At 73.7% G+C, this 22,460-nt stretch carries 21 protein-coding genes; 5 read left to right on the top strand and 16 right to left on the bottom strand.

Features of this window, described 5'->3' with window-relative positions:
• Positions 1 to 20: 20 nt before the first annotated feature.
• From ACZ4WZ_RS24200 to ACZ4WZ_RS24190, 3 genes are read right to left on the bottom strand one after another with little or no spacing between them, the layout of a single operon-like run.
• Positions 21 to 665, bottom strand: coding sequence for a response regulator (locus ACZ4WZ_RS24200; RefSeq protein WP_467893349.1), 645 nt, complete (start codon positions 663 to 665; stop codon positions 21 to 23).
• Between the two features lie 35 nt (positions 666 to 700).
• A complete protein-coding gene (gene macS / locus ACZ4WZ_RS24195) occupies positions 701 to 1,912 on the bottom strand; it encodes a MacS family sensor histidine kinase (protein WP_467893327.1) in 1,212 nt (403 codons plus the stop codon).
• A 57-nt stretch (positions 1,913 to 1,969) separates the two neighbouring features.
• The gene (locus ACZ4WZ_RS24190) at positions 1,970 to 2,728 is read right to left on the bottom strand and encodes a lysophospholipid acyltransferase family protein (protein WP_467893347.1); all 759 of its coding nucleotides are present in this window, start codon (positions 2,726 to 2,728) and stop codon (positions 1,970 to 1,972) included.
• A 160-nt stretch (positions 2,729 to 2,888) separates the two neighbouring features.
• Between ACZ4WZ_RS24190 and ACZ4WZ_RS24185 the strand changes: the two genes are divergently transcribed.
• Together ACZ4WZ_RS24185 and ACZ4WZ_RS24180 are read left to right on the top strand one after the other, a co-directional pair.
• Positions 2,889 to 3,668, top strand: a complete 780-nt coding sequence (locus ACZ4WZ_RS24185; RefSeq protein WP_467893326.1) for an alpha/beta hydrolase — start codon at positions 2,889 to 2,891, stop codon at positions 3,666 to 3,668.
• Complete coding sequence (locus ACZ4WZ_RS24180) at positions 3,661 to 4,278, top strand: hypothetical protein (RefSeq protein ID WP_467893324.1); 618 nt, start codon at positions 3,661 to 3,663, stop codon at positions 4,276 to 4,278. Before ACZ4WZ_RS24185 ends, ACZ4WZ_RS24180 begins: the two co-directional genes overlap by 8 nt.
• 1,149 nt (positions 4,279 to 5,427) lie before the next feature.
• Here ACZ4WZ_RS24180 and ACZ4WZ_RS24175 read toward each other — a convergent pair.
• The 6 genes from ACZ4WZ_RS24175 to ACZ4WZ_RS24150 all read right to left on the bottom strand — a co-directional run bounded on the left by ACZ4WZ_RS24175 (position 5,428) and on the right by ACZ4WZ_RS24150 (position 10,821).
• Positions 5,428 to 6,189 (bottom strand): endonuclease/exonuclease/phosphatase family protein, encoded by a 762-nt coding sequence (locus tag ACZ4WZ_RS24175; RefSeq protein WP_467893323.1) that lies wholly within the window; start codon positions 6,187 to 6,189, stop codon positions 5,428 to 5,430.
• Positions 6,190 to 6,263: 74 nt separating this feature from the next.
• Positions 6,264 to 7,205, bottom strand: a complete 942-nt coding sequence (locus ACZ4WZ_RS24170; RefSeq protein WP_467893321.1) for an ROK family glucokinase — start codon at positions 7,203 to 7,205, stop codon at positions 6,264 to 6,266.
• A 61-nt stretch (positions 7,206 to 7,266) separates the two neighbouring features.
• A complete protein-coding gene (locus tag ACZ4WZ_RS24165) occupies positions 7,267 to 7,725 on the bottom strand; it encodes a DUF5304 domain-containing protein (RefSeq protein ID WP_467893319.1) in 459 nt (152 codons plus the stop codon).
• A 67-nt stretch (positions 7,726 to 7,792) separates the two neighbouring features.
• Positions 7,793 to 8,950 carry an ArsA family ATPase gene (locus tag ACZ4WZ_RS24160; RefSeq protein ID WP_467893317.1) on the bottom strand — a complete coding sequence of 386 codons (1,158 nt, stop codon included), beginning with the start codon at positions 8,948 to 8,950 and terminating at the stop codon, positions 7,793 to 7,795.
• A gap of 540 nt (positions 8,951 to 9,490) precedes the next feature.
• Complete coding sequence (locus tag ACZ4WZ_RS24155) at positions 9,491 to 9,931, bottom strand: SRPBCC family protein (RefSeq protein ID WP_467893315.1); 441 nt, start codon at positions 9,929 to 9,931, stop codon at positions 9,491 to 9,493.
• 107 nt (positions 9,932 to 10,038) lie between these two features.
• On the bottom strand, positions 10,039 to 10,821 hold the full coding sequence (locus ACZ4WZ_RS24150) for a metallophosphoesterase family protein (protein WP_467893313.1): 783 nt from the start codon (positions 10,819 to 10,821) through the stop codon (positions 10,039 to 10,041).
• 254 nt (positions 10,822 to 11,075) lie between these two features.
• Here ACZ4WZ_RS24150 and ACZ4WZ_RS24145 point away from each other — a divergent pair, with 254 nt between their 5' ends.
• Positions 11,076 to 12,872 carry an AMP-dependent synthetase/ligase gene (locus tag ACZ4WZ_RS24145; RefSeq protein ID WP_467893311.1) on the top strand — a complete coding sequence of 599 codons (1,797 nt, stop codon included), beginning with the start codon at positions 11,076 to 11,078 and terminating at the stop codon, positions 12,870 to 12,872.
• Here ACZ4WZ_RS24145 and ACZ4WZ_RS24140 read toward each other — a convergent pair.
• The 7 genes from ACZ4WZ_RS24140 to ACZ4WZ_RS24110 all read right to left on the bottom strand — a co-directional run bounded on the left by ACZ4WZ_RS24140 (position 12,860) and on the right by ACZ4WZ_RS24110 (position 21,280).
• Complete coding sequence (locus tag ACZ4WZ_RS24140) at positions 12,860 to 14,485, bottom strand: GMC oxidoreductase (RefSeq protein WP_467893309.1); 1,626 nt, start codon at positions 14,483 to 14,485, stop codon at positions 12,860 to 12,862. The two genes, ACZ4WZ_RS24145 and ACZ4WZ_RS24140, sit on opposite strands and share 13 nt — an antisense overlap.
• A 263-nt stretch (positions 14,486 to 14,748) precedes the next feature.
• Positions 14,749 to 15,891, bottom strand: coding sequence for a glycosyltransferase family 4 protein (locus tag ACZ4WZ_RS24135; protein WP_467893307.1), 1,143 nt, complete (start codon positions 15,889 to 15,891; stop codon positions 14,749 to 14,751).
• A gap of 21 nt (positions 15,892 to 15,912) precedes the next feature.
• The gene (locus ACZ4WZ_RS24130; RefSeq protein WP_467893305.1) at positions 15,913 to 17,034 is read right to left on the bottom strand and encodes a hypothetical protein; all 1,122 of its coding nucleotides are present in this window, start codon (positions 17,032 to 17,034) and stop codon (positions 15,913 to 15,915) included.
• A gap of 25 nt (positions 17,035 to 17,059) precedes the next feature.
• A complete protein-coding gene (locus ACZ4WZ_RS24125) occupies positions 17,060 to 18,112 on the bottom strand; it encodes a C40 family peptidase (protein WP_467893303.1) in 1,053 nt (350 codons plus the stop codon).
• 235 nt (positions 18,113 to 18,347) lie between these two features.
• Complete coding sequence (locus ACZ4WZ_RS24120) at positions 18,348 to 19,379, bottom strand: C40 family peptidase (RefSeq protein WP_467893301.1); 1,032 nt, start codon at positions 19,377 to 19,379, stop codon at positions 18,348 to 18,350.
• Between the two features lie 257 nt (positions 19,380 to 19,636).
• A complete protein-coding gene (locus ACZ4WZ_RS24115) occupies positions 19,637 to 21,001 on the bottom strand; it encodes an NYN domain-containing protein (protein WP_467893345.1) in 1,365 nt (454 codons plus the stop codon).
• Between the two features lie 39 nt (positions 21,002 to 21,040).
• Positions 21,041 to 21,280, bottom strand: a complete 240-nt coding sequence (locus ACZ4WZ_RS24110; protein ID WP_007263676.1) for a hypothetical protein — start codon at positions 21,278 to 21,280, stop codon at positions 21,041 to 21,043.
• A gap of 113 nt (positions 21,281 to 21,393) precedes the next feature.
• Between ACZ4WZ_RS24110 and ACZ4WZ_RS24105 the strand changes: the two genes are divergently transcribed.
• Together ACZ4WZ_RS24105 and ACZ4WZ_RS24100 are read left to right on the top strand one after the other, a co-directional pair.
• Positions 21,394 to 22,128, top strand: a complete 735-nt coding sequence (locus ACZ4WZ_RS24105; RefSeq protein WP_467893299.1) for a rhomboid family intramembrane serine protease — start codon at positions 21,394 to 21,396, stop codon at positions 22,126 to 22,128.
• On the top strand, positions 22,125 to 22,406 hold the full coding sequence (locus ACZ4WZ_RS24100; RefSeq protein WP_344153804.1) for an Lrp/AsnC family transcriptional regulator: 282 nt from the start codon (positions 22,125 to 22,127) through the stop codon (positions 22,404 to 22,406). Before ACZ4WZ_RS24105 ends, ACZ4WZ_RS24100 begins: the two co-directional genes overlap by 4 nt.
• Positions 22,407 to 22,460 lie beyond the last annotated feature (54 nt).

Genomic DNA, 22,460 nt, shown 5'->3' with positions numbered 1-22,460 from the left:
AAGTACGACGTACGAACGGGTTACGCGTCGTCGAGCCCGCGCTCTATCGCGTACCGGACGAGCTCCACCCGGTTGTGCAGCTGGAGCTTGCCCAGGGTGTTCTGCACGTGGTTCTGGACCGTGCGGTGGGAGATGACCAGCCGCTCCGCGATCTGCTTGTACGAGAGCCCCTTGGCCACCAGCCGCAGCACCTCGGTCTCCCGGTCGGTCAGCTGCGGGGCCTTCGGCTCGTCCGGGGCGGCCGGCGCCGGGTCGGTGGCCAGGCGCCGGTACTCGCCGAGGACGAGACCGGCCAGGCCCGGGGTGAACACCGGGTCACCGGCCGCCGTGCGGCGGACCGCGTCGATCAGCTCCTGGGCGCCGGCCGACTTCAGCAGGTAGCCGGTCGCCCCCGACTTCACGGCCTCCAGGACGTCGGCGTGCTCACCGCTGGCGGACAGGACCAGCACGCGCAGCGCGGGATCGGCGCCGACCAGCTCCTTGCAGACCTGCACCCCGGGCATGCCCGGCAGGTTGAGGTCCAGGACCAGCACCATCGGCGACACCGCACGGGCGCGGCGTACCGCCTCCGGCCCGTCGCCGGCCGTGGCGACGACGTCGAAGCCCGCCGCTGCCAGGTCGCGGGCCACCGCGTCCCGCCACATCGGATGGTCGTCGACGACCATCACCTTGATGTCCTGGAGCTCGCTGCGGTCGTCGTTCACTGGGTTCTCCCCCTCGGTACTTTCAGTTCCACTTCGGTGCCCTGTCCGGGGACGGACACCAGCTCGGCGCTGCCGCCGAGGTCGCGCAGGCGTCCGCGGATGGACAGGGCCACGCCCATGCGCCCCTCGCCCTCCGCCTGGTCGAGCCGGCCGGCCGGGATGCCCGGGCCGTCGTCCCGTACCGTCACGATCACCTCGTCGCCCCAGTCCTCGACGAGGATCCAGGCGCTGGCCCCTTCCCCGGCGTGCTTGCGCACGTTGTCGAGGGCCGCGCCGACCGCGGCCGCCAGCTCCCGCGCGGCGGGCGCCGGCAGCGGCACCGGGGTCCCCGGCTCGGCGAAGCTCACCCGGGACCCGGCGTGCGGGGCGAGCAGGGAGCGCAGGTCCAGCTCGGCTCCGTCCGCGCCGGGCTCCTCCACCTCGTACGTGTCCACCAGCGCGCCGAGCGACCCGTCGCGGGAGACCCGGGACGGGTGGACCAGCCCGCTGGAGACCAGCGTGCGCAGCGCCACCTCCTGCTCGCCCGCCATCCGGCCCAGCTCGGCGGCTTCGCCGCCCAGCTCGGTGCCGCGCCGCTGGACCATCGCGAGGACCTGGAGGACCCCGTCGTGGATGTCGCGGGCGAGGCGCTCGCGCTCGCGGGTGGCGGCCTCGATCTCCAGGGCCCGGGCGAGGGTGGCCTCACTGGCCCGGGCCACCTCGACGACGTACCCGATGGCGATGGAGGCGACCCAGACCAGCAGGACGTTGTGCAGGGCGTCCCGGGTGGGGTCGCCGCCGTGGATGACGAGGTTGGCGGCGGCCACGAAGGTCGAGGCGAAGCCGGCCCAGCGCCAGCCGCCCTTGAGGGCGAAGGCCAGGACCGAGCCGGCGGTCCAGATGCTGGGGAGGGTGGGGCCGCCCGACGTGATCCGCTCGTGGGTGTCGGCGAGCGGGGTCAGCAGGATGCCGGCCAGCGCGACCGCGAGGTCGGCGACGAGGAAGCCCTTGGTGCAGCTGGCCGCGTTCGCCACCCGGCGGTGGGTGGCCAGCGTCCAGAGGGCGAGGAGGGCGAGGTAGCCGACCGCTACCAGCGGCTGGTCGAACTTCCGGTAGGCCGCCGCGAACAGCAGGGCCGCGTAGACCATGGTGAGCAGCCGGTACACCGACAGGGCCCGCCACAGCGGCTGCTCGACCGACATCCGTACGACGCGCTCGCGCTTCGCCATCTCCCCCACCCGCCCCGTTCCCGCGGGCGCGGCCGTCCGGCCGGCCCGCCGCGCGCGCTACTCCGCGCCCGTCTCTTCCTTGGCCTTCTCGGCCTTCTCGGCGAGCTCGGCCTTCTCCGCCTTCTCGGCCGCCCTGGCGGCCTTCTCGGCGTCCGCGATCTGCCGCTTGGCGGCCGTCGCGTAGATGTCCACGTACTCCTGGCCCGAGAGCTTCATGATCTCGTACATGACCTCGTCGGTCACCGAGCGCAGGATGAAGCGGTCCCCGTCCATGCCCTGGTAGCGGCTGAAGTCCAGCGGCTTGCCGATCCGGATGCCCGGGCGCATCAGCTTCGGGACCACCTTGCCGGGGGGCTGGATCTTCTCGGTGTCGATCATCGCGACCGGGATCACCGGGGCGCCCGTGGCGAGCGCCACCCGGGCCAGCCCGCCGGGCTTGCCGCGGTAGAGGCGACCGTCGGGTGAACGCGTCCCCTCGGGGTAAATACCGAAGAGCTCCCCGCGCTCGATCACCTCGATGCCGCTCTTGATGGCGGCCTCGCCCGCGCCGCGCGCTCCGGAGCGGTCCACCGGGAGCTGGCCGACGCCCTTGAAGAAGGCGGCCGTCAGTTTGCCCTTGACCCCGGGGGAGGTGAAGTACTCCGCCTTCGCGATGAAGGTCACCTTCCGGTCCAGCACGGCCGGCAGGAAGAAGGAGTCGGAGAAGGACAGGTGGTTGCTCGCGAGGATCGCCGGCCCCTCGGCGGGGATGTTCTCGAGGCCCTCCACCCACGGCCTGAAGGCGAGCTTCAGGGAACCCCCGATGGAGAACTTCATTGCGCCGTAGATCAACTCGAAAGCCTTCCTGTGTCTGTCGAACAGACCTTATCGCCTGGCTCCGCGCGGAGCGGCCGACGGCCCTGGTCGGTGTCATCCCGGTCGCGTACGGTGAAGTCACACAGCGCAACGCACCCCCCACCCTTCGAAGGAGACCCTGGTGCCCGTCCTCCCTGGAGCAGAGCCGTTCCGCCACGAGGGCGGAGAAGTGGGCGTGCTTCTCTGTCACGGCTTCACCGGTTCGCCTCAGTCGCTCCGCCCGTGGGCCGAGTACCTGGCCGAGCGCGGGCTGACCGTCTCGCTGCCGCTGCTGCCCGGGCACGGGACGCGGTGGCAGGACATGCAGCTCACCGGCTGGCAGGACTGGTACGCGGAGGTCGACCGGGCGCTGCGCGAGCTGCTGGACCGGTGCGAGCAGGTCTTCGTCTTCGGGCTCTCGATGGGCGGCGCGCTGACGCTGCGGCTGGCGGCCCGGCACGGGGACGCGATCAGCGGCATCGTCCTCGTCAACCCCGCCAACAAGGTGCACGACCCGCTGGCCTTCGCCCTTCCGGTGGCCAAGCACTTCGTCCGGTCGACGGCGGGGATCGCCAGCGACATCGCGAAGCCCGGCTCCGTGGAGGTCGGCTACGACCGGGTGCCGACCCGGGCCGCGCACTCCCTGCGCCAGTTCTTCCAGCTGGTGGACACCGAGCTGCCGCAGGTGACGCAGCCCCTACTGCTGCTGCACAGCCCCCAGGACCACGTGGTCCCGCCGGCGGACTCGGCACGGATCCTGGCGCGGGTGTCGTCGACCGACGTCACCGAGACCCTGCTGGAACAGAGCTACCACGTGGCGACGTTGGACCATGACGCGGAGCGGATCTTCGCGGACAGCTACGCGTTCATCGGGCGGCTCGCGAAGAGTGTCGGCAGGGAGGGGGCGGCCAGCGGTGGCTGAGCACGAGGAGTCGTCCGGGGGCGTGCCCCCGCTGGACGAGGAAGCGGCGTGGGCCGCGATCGTCGCCGGGTACGGGCAGGAACCACCGGACCCGCCCGGGGCGAGGCCGTTCCGGCCGATCGAGAACCTGATGCTGCCGGAGGAAGACGTGAAGCCCGAGCCCGCGGTGTCCGACACGGAGCCGGAACCGGATCCGGAAGCCGGGCGGAAGCCCGGGCCGGAGCCGGGGCCGGAGCTGGGGCCGAAGCCGGAGCTGGGCAGCTCGGTGATCTTCGCCCCCGGCGTGGGCGTACCCCTGCCGACCCCGGCGTCGGGCCCGGCGTCGGGCCCACGCGACCACACCCCGGCCGAGCCCGCGGACGAGGGCCACTTCGTCCCGCCGGAACCGGAGCTGCCGCCGGCGGACACGACGGCGAAGTTCGCGTGGCTGGCGGTGGTCGGCGGACCGGTGCTGCTGTTGCTGGCGGTACTGCTCCAGTGGGACATGACCTGGTGGCTGACGACCCTGGGCATCGGCGGCTTCCTGGGCGGCTTCGCCACCCTGATCGCGCGCATGTCGCAGGGCGACGAGGACGATGACGACGACCCGGGGCGGGGCGCGGTGGTGTAGGGGCGGGGGCTGCCGGGGGGGGCGGGGTGCCGCTGGGCCGCCTCAGGGCCGGTTCGGGGGTTTCCCGTCAGTCCCATCGTCCTTCCGGTGCGTGCCGGTCCCTCAAGGGCGCTCACTTCGTTCGCGTCGCTACGCGATGGCCTTCGGCCACCCTTGACCGACCGACCCGCCCCGGAAAGACAAGGACTGCCGGGAACCCCCCAAAAGAACGGTCACGGGGAGAGGTGCGAGGAGCGGCTCCTCAGCGACGAGACGGGCGGCCGGGCGTCGGCCCGCCGGGCATCCGGGCCCCCAGAGACCCTCAACGGTCCACCCCCGCGCGACAGACCGCTACGCGCTCCTCCCGGCTTGGCGTCCGACGACCGTCCAGGGCCGATACCCGCACCCACATGTTGACCAGGACCCCATCCGGGGCCGGCGGGCGCGACAGATCGCTACGCGCTCCTCGGATCCCGGCGGCCGTCTGCCGTCTGGGGCTGCTGCCTCTCAAGGGCTGAGGAGACAGCTGGTGAAGCCGTCGCGGACGAGGGACTCGTATGCCGCAGCCACTTCGATGTCAGGCCACTGCGCGGCAGGTGGCGAAGGCCCGTCGCTCCATGTACGGCATGCTGATCAGCAGCACGGAGCGGGGCCGGACGCCGGCGGCGGTCAGCACCTAGCGCGCGAACGCGATGTTCTGCCCGGTGTTGGCGGCCACAGCGCTCTGATCAGCATGTGGTGCGGGTATAAGCCCAGGACGGCGGCCGGACGCCATGCCATGAGGAGCGCGTAGCGATCTGCTGCGCCTGGGTGGTCCGCAGGGGGCTCTGGTCAACCTCTCGTGCAGGTGGCCGCGCCCTGGCCCGGAGTCTCGGCTCTTGAGGGCCCGGATGCCTGGGCGGGCCGGCCCCCGGTCCGTCGGCTCATCGCTGACACGGCCGTCCTTCCACCATGGACCGTGCCGTTCTTGCGGGGGTTTCCCGGCGGTCTTTCGGCTTTCCGGGGCGGGTCGGTCGGTCAAGGGTGGCCGAAGGCCATCGCGTAGCGACGCGACGAAGGAGCGCCCTTGACGGGCCGGCACGACACGGAAGGACGATGGGACTGCCGGGAAACCCCCGGGCCGCTCTGAGACCGCCCAGGGGGCTCCCGGCCCCCCGCGACCCCGCCCCCTCACTCCCCCGCCGGGAGCCGGAGCGCCGCCAGGACCGGGAGGTGGTCGGTGGCCGCGCGGAGGTCGGGGGCCGTCACCCCCGGGAGTCCCTCAGGGACACCGCAGGCGAGTACCTCCACGCCCCGCGACGCGAACACCGCGTCGATCCGCCGGTCCGGCGCCGATGACGGGAAGGTGTCCCCGCCGCCCCACGGGGACACCGTCCAGCAGTCCTGCAGGGCCCCCGACAGCCGGACGAAGGCGGAACCGCCCGCCGCCTCGTTCACGTCGGCCGCCGCGATCGTGTGCGGCGCCCCCAGCCCCGCGAGCCGCTCCAGGAGCAGGTCGGCCTGGGCGCGCCGTTCCGCCGGATCCAGGGACAGGTGCGCGCTGGCCACCCCCACCCGGGCCGCCCCGAAGCGGACCACGGCCGTCGCGAAGCCCCGCCGGTGCAGGCCGGGGGTGCGCGGGAGCAGGACGTCCTCGGTGTGCTCCACGAAGGCCCGCAGCGAGCACAGCAGCAGCGGTCCCGCCGCCGTCGCGCCCCCGCCGAGCACCACGAGGTCGGTCTTGGCGGCCAGCCTGGCCGCGTGCTTGCGCCAGCGGAAGAACCTCGGCGCCTCCTGGATGAACACGAGGTCCGGGGCGCAGGCCCGGATGACCCGGGCCAGGGCCTCCTCGTCGTCGCGCAGCGAGCGGATGTTGTAGCTGAGCGCCCGGATCACGGCTGAACCGTCGGGCTCGGTCACAGACTTCGGCAGCGTGTACGGCATGTACGGCATGGGAGGCAACATACGCAGCTGCCCGCCGCTCCCACAGGGGGCGCGGCGGGCAGTCATGGCCGGGGCGGGGGCCGTCAGCCCTGGCGGGCCAGGTCCGCCGCGCCCACGAGGCCGGCCTTGCCGCCGAGCTGCGCGGCCAGCACCTGCGCGTGCGGCCGCCAGGCGCCGCCGACCAGCCAGCGCTTGAAGGACTTGCGGATCGGGTCGAGGACGAGGTCGCCCTCGTCGGAGACGCCACCGCCGACGATGAACGCCGACGGGTCGAAGAGGGAGGCCAGGTCGGCGAGGCCCGCGCCGGCCCAGCGGGCCAGCTCGCGGAAGGCGTCGATGGCCACCAGGTCACCGGCCCGCGCGGCCTCGCTGATGTGCTTGCCCTCGATGCCGTCGGCGGTGCCGTCGCCCAGGCCGAGGAGGATCGCCGCGTTCTCCGGGGTGGCGTTGGCGCGCTGCTTCGCGTACCGGACGAGGGCGCGCCCGGAGGCGTACTGCTCCCAGCAGCCCTGGCTGCCGCAGCCGCACAGCAGGCCGTCGGGGACGACCCGGATGTGCCCGAATTCGGCGGCGACGCCGAAGCGGCCGCGGCGCAGCTTGTTGCCGATGATGATGCCGCCGCCGAGGCCCGTGCCGAGGGTGATGCAGATGACGTCCTCGTGGCCCTGGCCGGCGCCGAAGCGGTACTCGCCCCAGGCGGCGCAGTTCGCGTCGTTCTCGACGACGACCGGCAGGCCGATGCGCTGCTCGACCTTGTCCTTGAGCGGTTCGTGCCGCCAGTTGATGTTGGGCGCGAAGAGCACCGTGGCGCGCTTGTCGTCCACGTATCCGGCGGCGCCGATGCCGACGGCGTCGATGGTGTGGTTGCTGCTGACCTCGGAGACGGCGGCGCAGATCGCCTCCGTCACGCCGTCCGCGGTCGGCGGGGTGGGCACCTTGTACGTCTCAAGGATGGTGCCCTCTTCGTCGACCACGCCGGCCGCGATCTTCGTGCCGCCGATGTCGACGCCGATGGTGAGTCCCATTAGTCCCTCGGTTTCCGGTCAAACCCCGCCACGGCCAACCGTACCCGAGGCGGGCGGAGGATCAGTCGAGATCGATCCGCTCGGCCGGGCCCGCTCCGGGGCCGTCCTCGTCCCCGCCGGAGGGCTTGCGGGGGGCGGGCGGCTCGGCGGGCTCGTCGCGGGTCCAGCGCCGCTCGTGGCCCTCGACGGCCGAACGGTAGGCGGCGAGGAGTTCGGATCCGGCCGCCGCGAGGTGGCCGAACACCTCCGGGTTGCGCTCGATCACGGGCTTGGCGGCCGTCTTGGCCTGGTTGACGAACTGGCGTACGGCGTCCTGGGCGGCGGCGCCGACGAGCGGGTTGTTGAGGGAGGACACCTTGTCGGCGACGGCCTCGAAGAGCTTGAACAGCTCCTCGGCGGCCGTGCCCGTGCCCGTGCCGCCGCCCTGCTGTGAGCTGCGGCGCTGCTTCTCGGCGGCGAGGTCCTCGGCGCAGGCCCGCGCCCAGGCGTCGTCGGTGGGGTGGTCGGTGGCCTCGCTCATGGCGGACTCTCCTGGCGGCAGCTGCGGTAGGTCTGCCTTCGACGTTACCCGAACGGCGGTACGGGTCTCAGCGCGCCTTCGGCCACAGGCGCGGGTCCGGGGTGAAGCGGACGCGGAGGGCGTCGTCGGCGAGGGCGGCGCCGGAGACGGTGCAGCGGCGCAGGGCCGAGGGCAGCGGAACGATCCTGCGGTGCGGTCCCACCGCGACGAGCAGCTCGTCCCCGCGCCTGACCAGGTCGAGCTCGCTCTTGCGGGCGCGGGGCAGCGGGATCGCCCAGACGAGCACCCCGTCGTCGGCGAGCCGGTCCTCGACGCTCCACCCGGGGCCGGGCGCGGGGCCGGCGGGGCCGGGGGCGATTCCCTGGGCGGCGCCGAGCACCTCCAGGTCGCCGGCGCCCCGGGGGTCCCGGCCGAGGTGGGCCAGCTCGTGGACGGGCAGGTCCTGGCCCCACTCGGTGAGGAACGCCCGCTGCTGGGCGGCGATCCCCGCCGCCCAGGGGTCGGCCGCGGCGGCGCCCGGCGGCACGAGCCGGTTGGCCACCAGGGCCTCGACGCGCAGCTCGTGCAGGGCCAGCCCGAGCATCCCGCCGCGCAGGGCGGTGCCGGCCGCGGGGCCGGGCTCGGCGACCAGGCGGACCCGGGTGGTGGCGGCCTCGACGACGGCCTGGACGGCGGCCAGCTCCTCGTCCCAGCGCGCGGCGGTCTCGTACAGCCACTGGGCCGGCATCGGGACCCCGGCGAGCTGGGCCAGTACGGGGCGCAGGGCGCGGGCCGCCTGGCGCTCGGCGGGCAGCAGCCGGGCGAGGTAGCGGCGCAGCTGGGCGGGGAGGGCGAGGGTGGCCACGGCCTGGTGCAGCGGGGGCATGTCCACGACGACGAGGTCGGTGCCCGGCGCGGCGGCGGCCCGGCGCAGGGCGCGGAGCAGGGTGAACTGTTCGGCACCGGGCAGCTCGGTCAGTTCCTCGGCGCCGAGGGGGCGGCCGCCGAGCATGCCGATGAGGGCGGCGCCGCGTTCCTGGAGCGCGGCGAGCTCGGTGCGGAACTCCGCGCCGGAGTCGATCCGGGCGATGCGCAGCCGGGGATCGGGGCTCGCCTCCGCGAGGGGGGCGTCGGTCCCGCACAGCAGCAGCACCCGCTGCCCGTCCCGCGCGGCGGCGAGGGCGGTGGCGGCGGCGACGGTGCTCCGGCCGGCCCCGCCGGGACCGGTGACGAGGAGGGTCTGCATGGCTGTGCCTTCCGTTCTTCGGCGCCGCGAACGCTACGGCCCGGCGTCGCGCCGCTGTGCGGGCTCATTTTCCGCCGCGCCGTCCGAGCCGCCGCACGGGGCCCTGTTCTACTGGCGCGCGGCTGCGCCGGCCTCCGGCCGTCCGGGCCCGGGGCGGGGCGGGGCCACGAGCCCGGGCCGGGGCGTCTCCTCGCCCGCGGGTGCCGGCCGCTGCGCGGGGCCGTCCCCTCCCCGCCCTTCCACCGCTCCCGCCTCGATCGCCGGCGCGGCTCCCGGAGCCAGGGCCGCGCCCCGGCCTCACGCAGACGCTCCGCGCAGCCGCGCCTCGACACCGCCGAATCCGGCCTCACCGGCGTATGAGGCGCGGGCGTCTGGGGGCGCAGCCGCCGGACGGGCGGAGTGCGGGAAGGGACCGCCCCGCGCAGCGGCCGCCACCCGCGGACGACGGACGGCGGGCCGCCGGACGGAGGCCGGCGCAGCGGCGCCAAGCCGGTAAGGCCCGCCAGGGCCGCACCGCGCGAGCGGCGCGTCGGAAAGGGGTCAGGACCGGGCTTCGACGCGCTTCTTCAGCCCCGCCAGCGCGCGGTCGATGATGACCTTCTCCGCCTTGCGCTTGATCATGCCCAGCATCGGGATCTTGACGTCCACCGTCAGCTGGTAGGTGACCTCCGTGCGGCCGCCGTCCAGCGGGGCCAGCCGGTAGGAGCCGTCCAGCTGCCGCAGCATCTGGGACTTGTCCAGCGTCCAGCTGACCTCGTCCGCGCCCTTCCAGGTGTACGCCAGCGTGTGGTCGTCCTTGATCGCGCCGGCGTCCAGCAGGAGGCGGACCTTCTCGGCGCGGCCCTCGGCGTCGGTGGCGAGGACCTCGGCCTCCTTCACCTCGCCGGTCCACTCGGGGTAGCGGGCGAAGTCGGCGATCACGGCCATCACGTCGGCGGGGGAGGCGTCGATCGTGATGCTTGAGCTGGTGTGTTCCGCCATCGCGGTGGCTCCTCCGGGTTGGGGGCACCTCCCAGCGGTAGCTGGGGGAATTTCGAGGAAGTGTGCGGCCCGCGGCCGCCGCGTGCAGGCTACCGTGCGTGTGGAGGTCACCACTCCAGGGCCCAGGGCCTTCCGGTGGCGGCGAAGTGCCCGACGTTCACGCACTCGGTGGCACCGATCCGGGCCCGCCGCGCCAGCGGCTGGTGCACGTGCCCGAAGAGCGCGTACCGGGGCCGGGTCCGGCGGATCGCGGCGAGCAGGGCCTCGCTCCCCCGCTCGAAGCGGCGCGCGACGGTGTCGTAGCAGAGCTCGGGGACCTCCGGCGGGATGTGCGAGCAGAGCACGTCCACCTCGCCCAGGGCCTCCACCTTGGCCGCGTACTCCTCCTCGTCGACCTCGTACGGCGTGCGCATCGGCGACGGCAGGCCGCCGCCGACGAAGCCGAAGACGCGGCCGCCGATCTCCACGCGCTCCCCGTCGAGGACGGTGGTGCCGGGTCCGGCGTACTCGTGCCACAGGCCGGGCATGTCGACGTTGCCGTACGTGGCGTACGTCGGGCTGGGGAAGGCCGCGAACATCCGGGCGTACTGGCGGCGCACGGCTTCCTCGATCAGCCGTTCCCTGTCGAGCCCGTCCCACAGGCGGCGGCCGAATTCGCGCGCTTCCGCGAAGCGCCGCGCCGTGCGCAGTTCGACGATGCGGTGGGCGTTCTCGACGCCGAACAGGTCGGGGAAGATGCCGCGCGAGTGGTCGGCGTAGTCGAGGAAGAGCACCAGGTCGCCCAGGCAGACGAGCGCGTCGGCGCCGTCTCCGGCCCGCGCCAGCGCCTCGGTGTTGCCGTGTACGTCGCTGACGACGTGGATCCGCGTACGACTCTTCCCGCCACCCATGCCGCCCACCCTAGGGGGGCCCGGTCCGGGCGGGTAGAGCGACGGTCGCAGGTGGCCGGACCTGCGGTTACTTCCTAGTCGCGAACACGGTCGACTACTGTCGGCAGCGTATTGGCGGGTCTTGCGGCGCATCGCGATGTACAGAATGTGACGCACGGAACATCTGGCCGGTTCCCTCTATCGGGAACCCACTACCGGTGGGTAACGTCCGGTCGGTCCACACGGTGGCGATGGCGCCCAGAGGAGCAGCAGTCTTGCGCGAGTTCAGCCTTCCGGCCCTGTACGAGGTCCCGTCGGACGGGAACCTGACGGATCTCATCCGCCGCAACGCCGCCCAGCATCCCGACACCGCCGTCATCGCCCGCAAGGTCGACGGCCGGTGGCAGGACGTGACGGCGACGGAGTTCCTCGCCGAGGTGCGGGCCACCGCGAAGGGCCTGATGGCGGCGGGCATCGAGCCCGGCGACCGGGTCGCCCTGATCTCCCGCACCCGCTACGAGTGGGTGCTGTTCGACTTCGCGATCTGGACCGCGGGCGGCGTGACCGTCCCCGTGTACGAGACCAGCTCGCCCGAGCAGATCCAGTGGATCCTCGGCGACTCCGGCGCCGTCGCGGCCATCGTGGAGAGCCCGGGGCACAGCGCGAACGTGGCCTCCCTGCGCGACCGGCTGCCCGAGCTGCGCCAGGTCTGGGAGATCGAGGAGGACGCCCAGGGCGTCCTGAAGGCCGCGGGCGCGGAGATCACCGACGCCCAGGTGGACGCGCGCAGCGCCCTCGCGGTCGCCGACGACCCCGCCACGATCGTCTACACCTCGGGCACCACCGGCCGCCCCAAGGGCTGCGTGCTGACCCACCGCAACTTCTTCGCCGAGTGCGGCAACGTCGTGGAGCGGCTGAAGCCGCTCTTCCGCACTGGCGAGTGTTCCGTGCTGCTCTTCCTCCCGGCCGCGCACGTCTTCGGCCGCCTGGTGGAGGTGGCGGCGGTGCTGGCGCCGATCCGCCTGGGCTGCGTACCGGACATCAAGAACCTCACCGACGAGCTGCAGTCCTTCCGCCCCACGCTGATCCTCGGCGTGCCGCGCGTCTTCGAGAAGGTCTACAACTCGGCGCGCGCCAAGGCGCAGGCCGACGGCAAGGGCAAGATCTTCGACGCGGCCGCCGAGACGGCGATCGCGTACAGCCGCGCGCTGGACACCCCCTCGGGCCCGTCCTTCGGCCTGAAGCTCAAGCACAAGCTGTTCTCCAAGCTCGTCTACTCCAAGCTGCACACGGTCCTCGGCGGGCGCGGCGAGTACGCCATCTCCGGCGGCGCGCCGCTCGGCGAGCGGCTCGGCCACTTCTTCCGCGGCATCGGCTTCACGGTCCTGGAGGGCTACGGCCTGACGGAGACCTGCGCGGCCACCGCCTTCCTCCCGTGGGACAAGCAGAAGATCGGTACGGTCGGCCAGCCGCTGCCCGGTTCGGTGCTGCGCATCGCGGACGACGGCGAGGTGCTGGTGCACGGCGAGCACGTCTTCAAGGAGTACTGGAAGAACGAGGCGGCCACCGCCGAGGCGATGACGGACGGCTGGTTCCACACCGGCGACGTCGGCACCCTCGACGAGGACGGCTACCTCCGGATCACCGGCCGCAAGAAGGAGCTCATCGTCACGGCGGGCGGCAAGAACGTCGCCCCCGCGGTGATCGAGGACCGGATCCGGGCGCACGCGCTGGTCGCGGAGTGCATGGTGGTCGGCGACGGGCGGCCGTTCGTGGCGGCGCTGGTCACGATCGACGAGGAGTTCCTCGGCCGGTGGGCCGCGGAGAACGGCAAGCCGGCCGGGGTGACGGCGGCGGAGCTGCGCGAGGACGCGGAGCTGATCGCCGCCGTCCAGAAGGCCGTCGACGACGGCAACGCGGCGGTGTCCAAGGCCGAATCGGTGCGGAAGTTCCGCATCCTGGGCTCCCAGTTCACCGAGGAGTCCGGTCACATCACGCCGTCGCTGAAGCTCAAGCGCAACGTGGTGGCGAAGGACTTCGCGGACGAGATCGAGGCGCTCTACCGCGGCTGACCGGCCCAGTCCTGGGCGAGGATCCGGTCCATGTTGCGCTCGGCGAGGGCCGTGATCGTCACGAACGGGTTCACGCCGAGCGAGCCGGGGACGAGCGAGCCGTCGAGCACGTACAGCCCCCGGTACCCCTTCACCCGCCCGTAGCCGTCGGTGGCCTCGCCGAGGACGCAGCCGCCGAGCGGGTGGTAGGTGAAGTTGTCGGCGAAGGCCTTGTTCCCGCCGAAGAGGTCGTGTCGGTAGACGGTGACGTTGCGGCGGTTGATGCGGTCGAAGAGGTTCTTGGCCGCCGCGACCGCCGGGGCGTTCTGGTCCCGGGTCCAGTTCAGCCGCGCCGAGTCGCTCGCGGCGTCGTAGGTGAAGCGGCCGCGCTCCGGGTTCTTGGTGATGGCCAGGTACATCGAGATCCAGTGCTCGATGCCCATGGGGAGCGGGGCGATCTCCGCGAAGACGGGGTTGGCCTGGTTGTCCCAGTCGTCGATGCCCAGGGCGGGCATGGTGGCCTGGTTGCAGCCGACCGTGTCCCACAGGTGGTTGGCGCGGGCCGTCATGACGTTGCCGTTGGGGCCCCAGCCGAGCCCGACCTTCTCGCTGAGCGCGGGCAGCGCGCCGGTCTCGCGGGCGCGCAGCAGGATCTCGGTGGTGCCGAGGCTGCCGGCCCCGAGGAAGAGCCGCGCGCAGCCGAGCTCGCGGACCCGGGTGACCCGGCCGCCGAGGTCGCTGGTGTGCACGGTCAGGACGTAGCCGCCGGCCGGGTCCTGGCGTACGGCGACCACGCGCTGCATGGTCTCGATGGTGACGTTGCCGGTGCCCAGAGCGGCGGCGAGGTAGGTCTTGTCGACGCTCTTCTTGCCGTGGTTGTTGCCGTAGATGACCTCGCCCGCGAGGGCGGAGCGGGGGGCGGTGCCGGCGGCCTCGCGCCTCATGTACGCGAAGTCGTAGACGTTGGGCACGAAGGTCGTCCGCAGCCCGGTGTTGTGGGCGTGCTTCCGGGAGGTCCGGGCGAAGCGGTACCACTCCGTGGACTCGAACCATGCGGGGTCGATGTCGTTGACGCCGAGCATGGCGCGGGCGCGGGGGTAGTAGGTGCCGTACATCTCGCCGGCGTCCACACCGGGGAACACCTCGGTGAAGTAGGAGCGTCTGGGGGTGGGGGCCATACCGCCGTTGACGAGCGAGCCGCCGCCCACACCGCGGCCCACGTAGACGGACATGTCCCCGTGGTGCACGCGGTCGAGGACCCCGGGGTAGGGGCTGATGTCGCGGTTGACCAGGTCGAGCCAGAGGAACTGGGCGAGCGGGGCCTCGGTGCGGTGGCGGAACCACATCGAGCGGTGGTCGGGCGCGGAGGTGGAGGGGAAGACCTTGCCGTCGGGTCCGGGGGTGTCCCACAGCCGTCCCATTTCGAGGACGACGGTCCGGACGCCGGCCTGCCCGAGGCGCAGCGCGGCGACGGCGGATCCGTAGCCGGAGCCGACGACGACGGCGGGGGCGTACTGGGCGGCGGGGGGTTCCGCCGCCCGGGCGGCGCCGACCCCGATCCGGGTGATGCCGAGGGCGGCGGCGGTGCGGAGGGCGGCCAGGCCGAGTTGACGGCGCGTCAGATTGGGGGTCATGGCCGCATCATGAGCGGATTCCGCCCAACCGGCCATAACTCGCACTGCCACGCATGTGAGTAACAGTCAGACATGTGTGGACCGTAACCAGACGCCGCCCCCGGGCCCCGGATTCGCGGGACTCCGCCCCCGGACGGCCCCGCCTGAGCGACAATGCCCCCCGCTTCGGGCGCGACCCCTTCCCCACGCGCCGGCGGCCGGCCACGGAACCGGGCCGAACCGGGCCGAACCGGGCGCGCGGCGTGCGGAAGGTCAGCGGAAGGTCAGAGAAGGGCCCGGAGGCCTTCCGCCAGGTGGTCCCAGCGCCAGCGGGACTCGACCCAGGCCCGGCCGGCCGCTCCCATGCGGGCGCGGAGTTCCGGGTCCCGGAGCAGGGTCACGATGCGGTCCGCGGCGTCCTCGGGGGCGCCGCCCCGGACCACCCAGCCGGTCTCCCCGTCCAGCACCGCGTCCGGCGCCCCGCCCGAGTCGCCCGCGACCACCGGCAGGCCCGTCGCCGAGGCCTCCAGGTACACGATGCCGAGCCCCTCCACGTCCAGCCCGCCCCGCCGGGTCCGGCACGGCATCGCGAAGACGTCGCCGGCGCCGTAGTGGGCCGGCAGCTCGGACCAGGGGACGGCGCCCGTGAAGACCACCGAGTCCGCGACCCCCCTCGCGGCGGCCAGCGCGCGCAGGTCCGCCTCGTACGGTCCGCCGCCCACGATCAGCAGCACCGCGTCCGGCACCGCCGCCAGGATCCGCGGCATCGCCTCGATCAGGGTGTCCTGCCCCTTGCGCGGGACCAGCCGCGAGACGCACACGACGACCGGGCGGTCCGACAGGCCCAGCCCGGCCCTGACCCGGGCGCCGCCCGACCCGGGGTGGAAGACCTTCTCGTCAACCCCCGGCGGGAGTTGCACCATCCGGGCCGCCGCCCGCTGCGTCACCGCCGAGGCGATCCGCGAACGCGTGTACTCCCCGAGGTAGGTCAGCGTGTCCGTGCCCTCCCCGATCCGCCGCAGCAGCTGCCGCGCGGCCGGCAGCTGCGCCCAGCCGGCCTCGTGGCCGTGGGTGGTGGCGACGATCCGCCGCGCGCCCGCCCGCCGCAGCGCCGGGCCCATCAGCCCGAGCGGTGCCGCGGCTCCGAACCACACCGACTCGCAGCCGTGTTCGCGCAGCAGGGACACCGCCCGGCGGGTCACGCGGGGCGTCGGCAGCAGCATCGTCGTACGGTCGCGCACCACCTGGAAGGGCTGTTCCGCGTCGAAGGCGGCGGTGGCCTCGCGGCCCTCCTCGCCGTGCTTCCAGGTGGACGCGTAGACGACGACCCGCTCGGGGTCCAGCCGCAGCGCCATGTTGTGCAGGAAGGCCTGGATGCCGCCCGGGCGCGGCGGGAAGTCGTTGGTCACGATCAGCGTCTTGTGCATCCCCGCCAACGTACCGGACGGCTACCGGAGCTCCTGCCGCAGTGCCTCCTGCCAGGCGGCCGTCAGCCCGGGCAGGTCCACCCCCAGGGCTTCCTCCAGCGCGGCCGGCAGCGGTCCGCGTCCCGCCAGCTCGTAGAGGCGTACCAGCGCCGCCCCGCCCCACCGGTCGGCGATGAGCCGGCAGGCCAGCCAGGCGCCCCCGTACGCCCGGGCCGCCGCCTGCGGGTCGCCGCCGAAGGCGAAGTCCCCGTCGGCCGGGAGCGCGGCCGGCAGTTCGCCCCGCCGCACGGCGCGCGCCAGCTCGGGCGCGCCCTCCGCCGGGGCGGTGGGGGTGCCCCGGTACGCGGCCCAGTCCGCGAAGCCCTCGGACAGCCACTGCGGGGTCCGCGCCGAGGTCGCGGCGCGGGTCGCGACGTGGGTGACCTCGTGGGTGAGGACGATCCGCCGCCCGGCCTCGGAAAGCCCCTCGTACCCCTCCGGGTTGACCACGACCCGGTCGGCCGGGGCCGGGCCGCCCCCGGTGCTGCCGGTGGTGACGGCGCCCAGGCCCCGGTAGGTGCCGGCCGGCCGCCCCAGCAGCGCGGCCATCGCGTCCAGCGTGCCGGGGGCCAGGACCACCACCCGCCGCGCCCACGGCCCCGGCCAGGCGGCGCTCACCGCCGGGACCGCCCGGTCGGCCTCGGCCGCGAGGTCGGACAGCGCCCGCCGGCTCGGGCCGGCGCCGAGGACCAGGCAGTGCGCGCCGCGTACGGCGGTCACCCCGCCCTGGTCCCACAGCTGCGCCACCGCTCCGGGGGCGGGCCGGTCGGCGGTGACCCGCCAGGCGGTGCCCTCCCGGGCCAGCTCCACCTCGCGGGCCGAACCGGCGGGGGCTCCGTCGTAGCCGGCGAGCCGGTAGCGCAGCTCCGCGCGCGCGAAGGCCCGTACGCCGTCCCGCCGGACCGAGGTGACCTCGTAGGACCAGCCCTCCAGGGGGATCCCGGCGAGCCGTGCGGGCGGGGCCGCCGACCAGTCGGCGACGGCCCGCCGCACGGCCCCGTCCGCGGGTCCGGACGGCGCCAAATCTGCGCAGCCGGCCGCCGGGAGCGGGCACAGCGCGAGCGCGAGGAGGCGTACGGCGGTGCGGCGGCGGACCGGGATCATCCGCCGATCGTACGCACGGCCCGGCTCAGGGCCGGGTCACCGAGGACACCGGCATCATCCCGACGGGGTCGTAGCGCACCCGCGCACCCGGGTAGGGGGCGTGCACCACCTGGCCGTTGCCGACGTACATGCCGACGTGGCTGGCGTCCGAGCGGTACGTCACCAGGTCCCCGGGCTGCGCCTGCGAGAGCGGCACCTGCCGCCCCGCGTACCGCTGCGCCTGCGAGGTGCGCGGCAGGGAGACCCCGGCCTGGCGGTACGACCACACCATCAGGCCGGAGCAGTCGAAGCCGGAGGGGCCGGTGGAGCCCCACACGTACGGCCGGCCGACGGCCGCCCGGGCGGCCATCACGGCGGTCATGGCGCGGCCCGAGACCCGGCCGCCGCCGAAGGGCGGCTCCGGCGGGCCGTCGACCCGGTCGCGGCCCCCGGAGCGGGAGGCCCGCTCGAAGTCGGCCCGCTCCTCGGAGGGCATGGCGTTCAGCAGCCGGCGTGCGGCGGCCAGCTTCGCCGTGACGGAGCGCTTCTGGGTGGCCACCTCGGTGCGCAGGGCCTCCAGTTCGGCGAGTTTGCGGGCGGCTTCCTGGCGCTGCTGCGCGATCCGCCGCTGCTCCTCGCGGAGTTCGCCGAGCTGCTCGGCCCGGCGGCCGCTGAGCCGGTCGAGGACGGCGGCCTTGTCGAGGTAGGCGCGGGGGTCGTCGGACAGCATCAGTTCGACGGTGGGGTCGAGTCCGCCGGAGCGGTACTGGGCGCCGGCGAAGGCGCCGAGGACCCCGCGCATGGTGTTGATGCGGTCCTGGCCTCGGGCGACGGCGTCCTGGGCCCGGCTGATCTCGGCGCGCAGCGCGTCGGCCTTCTCGCCGGCCTCGTTGTACCGCTCGGTGGCCTGTTCGGCCTCTTCGAAGAGCCGGTCGACCTGGGCGCGGGTGCCGCCGGAGGGCTCCTGGGGGAGCCCCGGGGAAGCGAGCGCGGGTGCGCCCGTCATGGCCACGGCGGCGCTGGCCGCGGCGGCGGTGAAGGCGGTGACCTTGGTGTTCCGGTCGAGGCCGCTGAGCCCGGGCCGGCGATGGGACGCCACGTGGAACCGCTCCCTTCCGCTGCGCGGGGCCCGGGTCCGCCCCCCGTGGACGGACGTGTGCCGGGTTCCGCGCTGGCAGACAGTAGCCGCGCGGCCACGCACCGGCCAACGGCCGCGGCGGGGGCCGCGGGGCGGCGTCCCGCCTCAGACGCAGGTCATGGGCGGGGCGCGGGGCGGGAGGGGGTCCGCGCAATTCGCCCGGATGGGCGGTGCGCGGGGCGTCCGCCGGGCGGGATCAGACCCGGACCCCGAACTGGAACGGCATGTTGTCCATGGACTCGTACTTGACCCCGCCGCGCGGGTTGGAGGCGTGCAGGGTCATGTTGTTGCCGGCGTACAGGCCGACGTGGTGCAGGTCGTCGTAGAAGAAGACGAGGTCACCGGGCTGGAGCTGGCCGCGGCCGATGCGCGTGCCGTCGTTCGCCTGGGTGTAGGTGGTGCGGCTGATGCCGACGCCGGCCTGGGCGTAGGCCCACTGCGTCAACCCCGAGCAGTCGTAGGCGCTGGGGCCGGTGGCGCCCATGATGTACGCGCTGCCGACCTTGGTCTTCGCGGCGGCCAGGGCGGCTCCGGCCCGGCCCGAGGCGCTCGCGGCGGGGGCGGCCTTCTCGGCGGCGGCCCGCCCGGCCTTGCCCTGCCGTGCCTCCTCGTCCTTGAGCCGGGCGCGCTCCTGGGCGGTCAGCGTGTTGAGGAGGGCCTGGGCCTCGGCGAGCTTGTCCTGGGCGGCCTTCTTCTTCTCGGCGAGCTCCTTGCGGGTGGCGTCGAGGTCGGCGAGCTTGCCGGTGGCCTCCTGGCGCTGCTGCGCGAGGGCGCGCTGCTTGGCCTGGATCCTGGCTATCGCTCCGAGCTGCTTGCCGCTCAACTGCTGGAGCGTGGCGGCCTTGTCGAGGTAGGTCTCCGGGTCACCGGAGAGCAGGAGCGCGACGGACGGGTCGACGACCCCGCCGCGGTACTGGGCGGCGGCCAGCGAACCGAGCGTGTTGCGCAGGTCGTTGAGTTCGCCCTGGTCGCGGGCCACGGCGTCCTGGAGCTGCGCGATCTCCTTCTCCAGCTTCTCCTGGTGCTCGCGGGCCCCGTTGAACTTCTCGGTGGCCTGTTCGGCCTCCTCGTAGAGCGCGTCGACCTTCGACGCGACCTCGTCCTTGCCGGGCTTGTCGGGGGCGGCCACGGCGGACTGCGAGGAAAGGGCGACCGCCGCGGCGGCGGTGGCGGTGAGCACGGTCACGCGCGTGCGGGTGGGCTGCTTGGGTCGACGGTGGGACGCCACGGGGGCGAGCTCCTTCTTCCTAGGGCCGCCGAAGACGGACGCGGGCACGCTCGGCAGCACCTCCGCCCGCACCCGAATGAGTGACCGACCGCACGAAGGTTTGAGCAGACCCTAGTGACCGGCCCTGATCACTTCAAACCCTGTGCGCAAAAAATCCGCGGCCGTTCCGCTTCCTTTACCCGGGGCCCACACTGCGTACCGAGGGGCTGACGGTCCGTCTTCCGCTTCTACCGTCGGTCCCGCATCGGCCCCAGGCGTCACGAAACGCGCGAAAGCCGCTTGAGCAGCAATGCGGACGTCACCGGCCGGGCGCCCGCCTTGGCCACCCCGTCGGCGACCTCGCGGTCGGTGGAGACCACCACCACCGGCCGGCCGGGCGGCTCGGCCCGCACCAGCTGGCGGATCAACTCGTCAGCGGTGACACCGGCCTTGGAGAACAGCACGCGCACCCCGCGCGGGGGTGCGAGCAGCACCGGCGCCGCCAGCTCCGCGCCGTCGAAGACGCACGTCATCTCGGCGCCCGTCTGCGCGGCCAGCATGGACAGCCCGCCCAGCAGCCGCAGCCGCTGCTTCTCCAGCGGCATCGTCGGATAGCCGGTCTTCGTCACGTTGTAGCCGTCGACCACCAGATGCGCCTGCGGGAGCGCCAACAGCTGGTCCAGCAGGGCCGGATCGGTCTCCGACAGGGCGCGCGCCGCGATGTCCTTCGGGGTCATCCGGCCCGGCTCCACCGCGTCCACGGTGTCGGCCGGCCGTGTGGAGACGGGCGGCAGCGCCAGCTCCCGCCGCAGCCCCGCCGCCGCGTCCAGGACCGTGTCCAGCAGCAGCCGCAGCCGCATGTCCTCGATGCTGCGCCCCTCACGGGTAGCGCGGCGCGAGGTCTCCAGGGAGGACTCCACCTCCGCGAGGCGGGACTTGAGGCGCCGGGACTCGCTCTCGGCGGCGGCCACCTGCGCGGCCGCCTCACCCCGGATCGCGTCGATCTCGCCGTTCAGCTTGCGCAGCGCGGCCTCGCCCCGCTTGACGTCGCTCAAGGCGCTGCGCAGCTTGCGCTGAAGCGATTCCGCTTCCTTGCGGGCGGCCTCCAGCTCGGCCCGTACCTGCTCGCCCCCGGAGCGCTGGGCCTCCTTCAGGTGGGCCAGCTCCTCGCGCAGCCGCTCCAGCTCCCGCCGGGTCTCGTCGCCGACCCGCTCGGCGTCGGCGCGCTGCGCCTCCTCCCCCGCGGAGGCCACCAGCTTGACCCAGCCGGCCGGACGCAGCACGTACGCGGCGGCCGCCACGTCCAGCGGGTCCGCGGCGGCGGGAGGGGCCCCGGACTCCAGGGCTCCGGCCAGCTCCGGCTGCGCCTCGCGCAGCTTCTCCGCGATCCGGCTGCGGAAGACCCCGTCGGTCTCCACGGCGGCGGCCATGGCGTTGCCCGCGAACTTGGCGCGCCGGGTCGGGGTGAACCGGGCGTACTGGCGCAGCTGCGCCGGAAGGTCCGCGACCGTCAGGGCGCCGAAGGCGTCCGAGACGATCGTGACGACCCGGCGCCGCACGCCTTCCGGCAGCGGGCGGTCGAGGACCTCCGCGGCGTCACCGGCCGCGTCGGCCGGCCTCGCGCCGCTTGCTGGCTCCACAATCCGTCACCCCTACCGTGATCTACTGTGGGCCCGGCTCCGTCAGGAGTCGGTGCCCGGCCTGTCCACGAGCTCGATCTGGTCCACCGCGTTGCACCAGCGGCAGCGGACCGACTCGATGGTCTCACTGACCACCTCGCGCTCCTCGACCTTGGGCTCCCCGGCGAGATCGAGGTGGACGTACTCCACGACCTTCGACGATCGGGTGACATCGAACCGCGTGAGGTTGCCGCACAGGGTGCAGCGCCACCGGGTGGTGTCGGTCGGCAGGGGAACCGTCATCAGGCCGCTCTCTCCTTCGTAGCTCATTCAATTAAAGCCTCGCGCCGCGGTCGCCGGACCGCAGCACGTAACCCTACGGCCTGGCACCACCCTCAGGCGGGTCCGCCTGCGTCATGCTCTGTCGCATGATCGTAAAGTGGCGGACCCTGTGCGAGGCCGCCCGGGGGCCCGTGGTCACGTACGCGCTGATCGCGGCCTGCTGCGCGGTGTTCTTCCTCGGACCGGCTTCTGGCCTGAACCCGGCCTACGGGACGGGCGACCTGCTGGTGGAGACGGGGACGGCGTACTTCCGGCGCTGGGGCGTCGTCCCGGACGAGCTCTTCTCGGGAGCGGCACGCCCGCTGCTGACCCCGCTGACGGCGCTCTTCGTCCACGGCAGCTGGCTGCACCTGCTCGGGAACATGCTGTTCCTCTACGTCTTCGGCGTGATGACCGAGGAACGGATGGGCCGGATCCCGTTCCTCGCCTTCTACGTCTGTACGGGATACCTCGCGCTGGCGGCCTACGCGGCGGCCAACGCGTCCTCGGACCAGACCCTGGTGGGGGCGTCCGGGGCGATCTCGGCGGTGCTGGGGGCCTTCCTCCGCCTCTTCCCGCGGGCCCGGGTGACGAGCCTGTTCCCGTTCCTGTTCTTCCTGCCGCTGCGCTTCCCGGCGTGGATCGTGCTGCTGTTCTGGTTCGGCCTCCAGTGGCTGGCGGCGCAGCGCGCCGGGAGCGGGCCCGGAGTGGCCTATCTGGCCCACGTGGTGGGCTTCTCCGTCGGCTTCCTCTACGCGTGGGGGCGGTATCGCCGTGCGACTAGAGTGAGGAGACCAGTGACTGCCGTCGAGGGAGACAGCCAACCGTGATCACCGCGATCGTGCTCATCAAGACCAGCGTGGACCGCATCCCCGAGATCGCCGAGTCGATCGCGCAGCTGGACAGCGTCAGCGAGGTCTACTCCGTCACCGGCACGTACGACTTGATCGCCCTGGTCCGCGTGGCCCGCCACGAGAACCTCGCGGACGTCATCCCGGGCCGCATCAGCAAGATCCCGGGCGTCGAGGCCACCGACACCCACGTGGCGTTCCGTACGTACTCCCAGCACGACCTCGAAGCCGCCTTCGCCATCGGCCTGGACGCCTAGGCCCTGTCGTCAAAGTAGCGCCGGTCAGGCCCGCGGCGGCCGGTGCGGGGATGC

This window comes from Streptomyces sp. NPDC029122 (assembly GCF_055569445.1).
Note: the sequence above shows the minus strand (reverse complement) of the source record. Positions and strands in the feature narration are given on the sequence as shown.

What these genes read in the sequence shown, in the direction of transcription:
- ACZ4WZ_RS24175 (WP_467893323.1), bottom strand. Translation starts at nt 6,189, where the DNA reads ATGCCGTACATGCCGTACACGCTGCCGAAGTCTGTGACCGAGCCCGAC.
- ACZ4WZ_RS24110 (WP_007263676.1), bottom strand. Translation starts at nt 21,280, where the DNA reads ATGACGGTTCCCCTGCCGACCGACACCACCCGGTGGCGCTGCACCCTG.
- ACZ4WZ_RS24200 (WP_467893349.1), bottom strand. Translation starts at nt 665, where the DNA reads ATGGTCGTCGACGACCATCCGATGTGGCGGGACGCGGTGGCCCGCGAC.
- ACZ4WZ_RS24160 (WP_467893317.1), bottom strand. Translation starts at nt 8,950, where the DNA reads ATGCAGACCCTCCTCGTCACCGGTCCCGGCGGGGCCGGCCGGAGCACC.
- ACZ4WZ_RS24165 (WP_467893319.1), bottom strand. Translation starts at nt 7,725, where the DNA reads ATGAGCGAGGCCACCGACCACCCCACCGACGACGCCTGGGCGCGGGCC.
- ACZ4WZ_RS24105 (WP_467893299.1), top strand. Translation starts at nt 21,394, where the DNA reads ATGCTCTGTCGCATGATCGTAAAGTGGCGGACCCTGTGCGAGGCCGCC.
- ACZ4WZ_RS24150 (WP_467893313.1), bottom strand. Translation starts at nt 10,821, where the DNA reads ATGGGTGGCGGGAAGAGTCGTACGCGGATCCACGTCGTCAGCGACGTA.
- macS (WP_467893327.1), bottom strand. Translation starts at nt 1,912, where the DNA reads ATGGCGAAGCGCGAGCGCGTCGTACGGATGTCGGTCGAGCAGCCGCTG.
- ACZ4WZ_RS24155 (WP_467893315.1), bottom strand. Translation starts at nt 9,931, where the DNA reads ATGGCGGAACACACCAGCTCAAGCATCACGATCGACGCCTCCCCCGCC.
- ACZ4WZ_RS24170 (WP_467893321.1), bottom strand. Translation starts at nt 7,205, where the DNA reads ATGGGACTCACCATCGGCGTCGACATCGGCGGCACGAAGATCGCGGCC.
- ACZ4WZ_RS24130 (WP_467893305.1), bottom strand. Translation starts at nt 17,034, where the DNA reads ATGATCCCGGTCCGCCGCCGCACCGCCGTACGCCTCCTCGCGCTCGCG.
- ACZ4WZ_RS24190 (WP_467893347.1), bottom strand. Translation starts at nt 2,728, where the DNA reads ATGAAGTTCTCCATCGGGGGTTCCCTGAAGCTCGCCTTCAGGCCGTGG.
- ACZ4WZ_RS24135 (WP_467893307.1), bottom strand. Translation starts at nt 15,891, where the DNA reads ATGCACAAGACGCTGATCGTGACCAACGACTTCCCGCCGCGCCCGGGC.
- ACZ4WZ_RS24140 (WP_467893309.1), bottom strand. Translation starts at nt 14,485, where the DNA reads ATGACCCCCAATCTGACGCGCCGTCAACTCGGCCTGGCCGCCCTCCGC.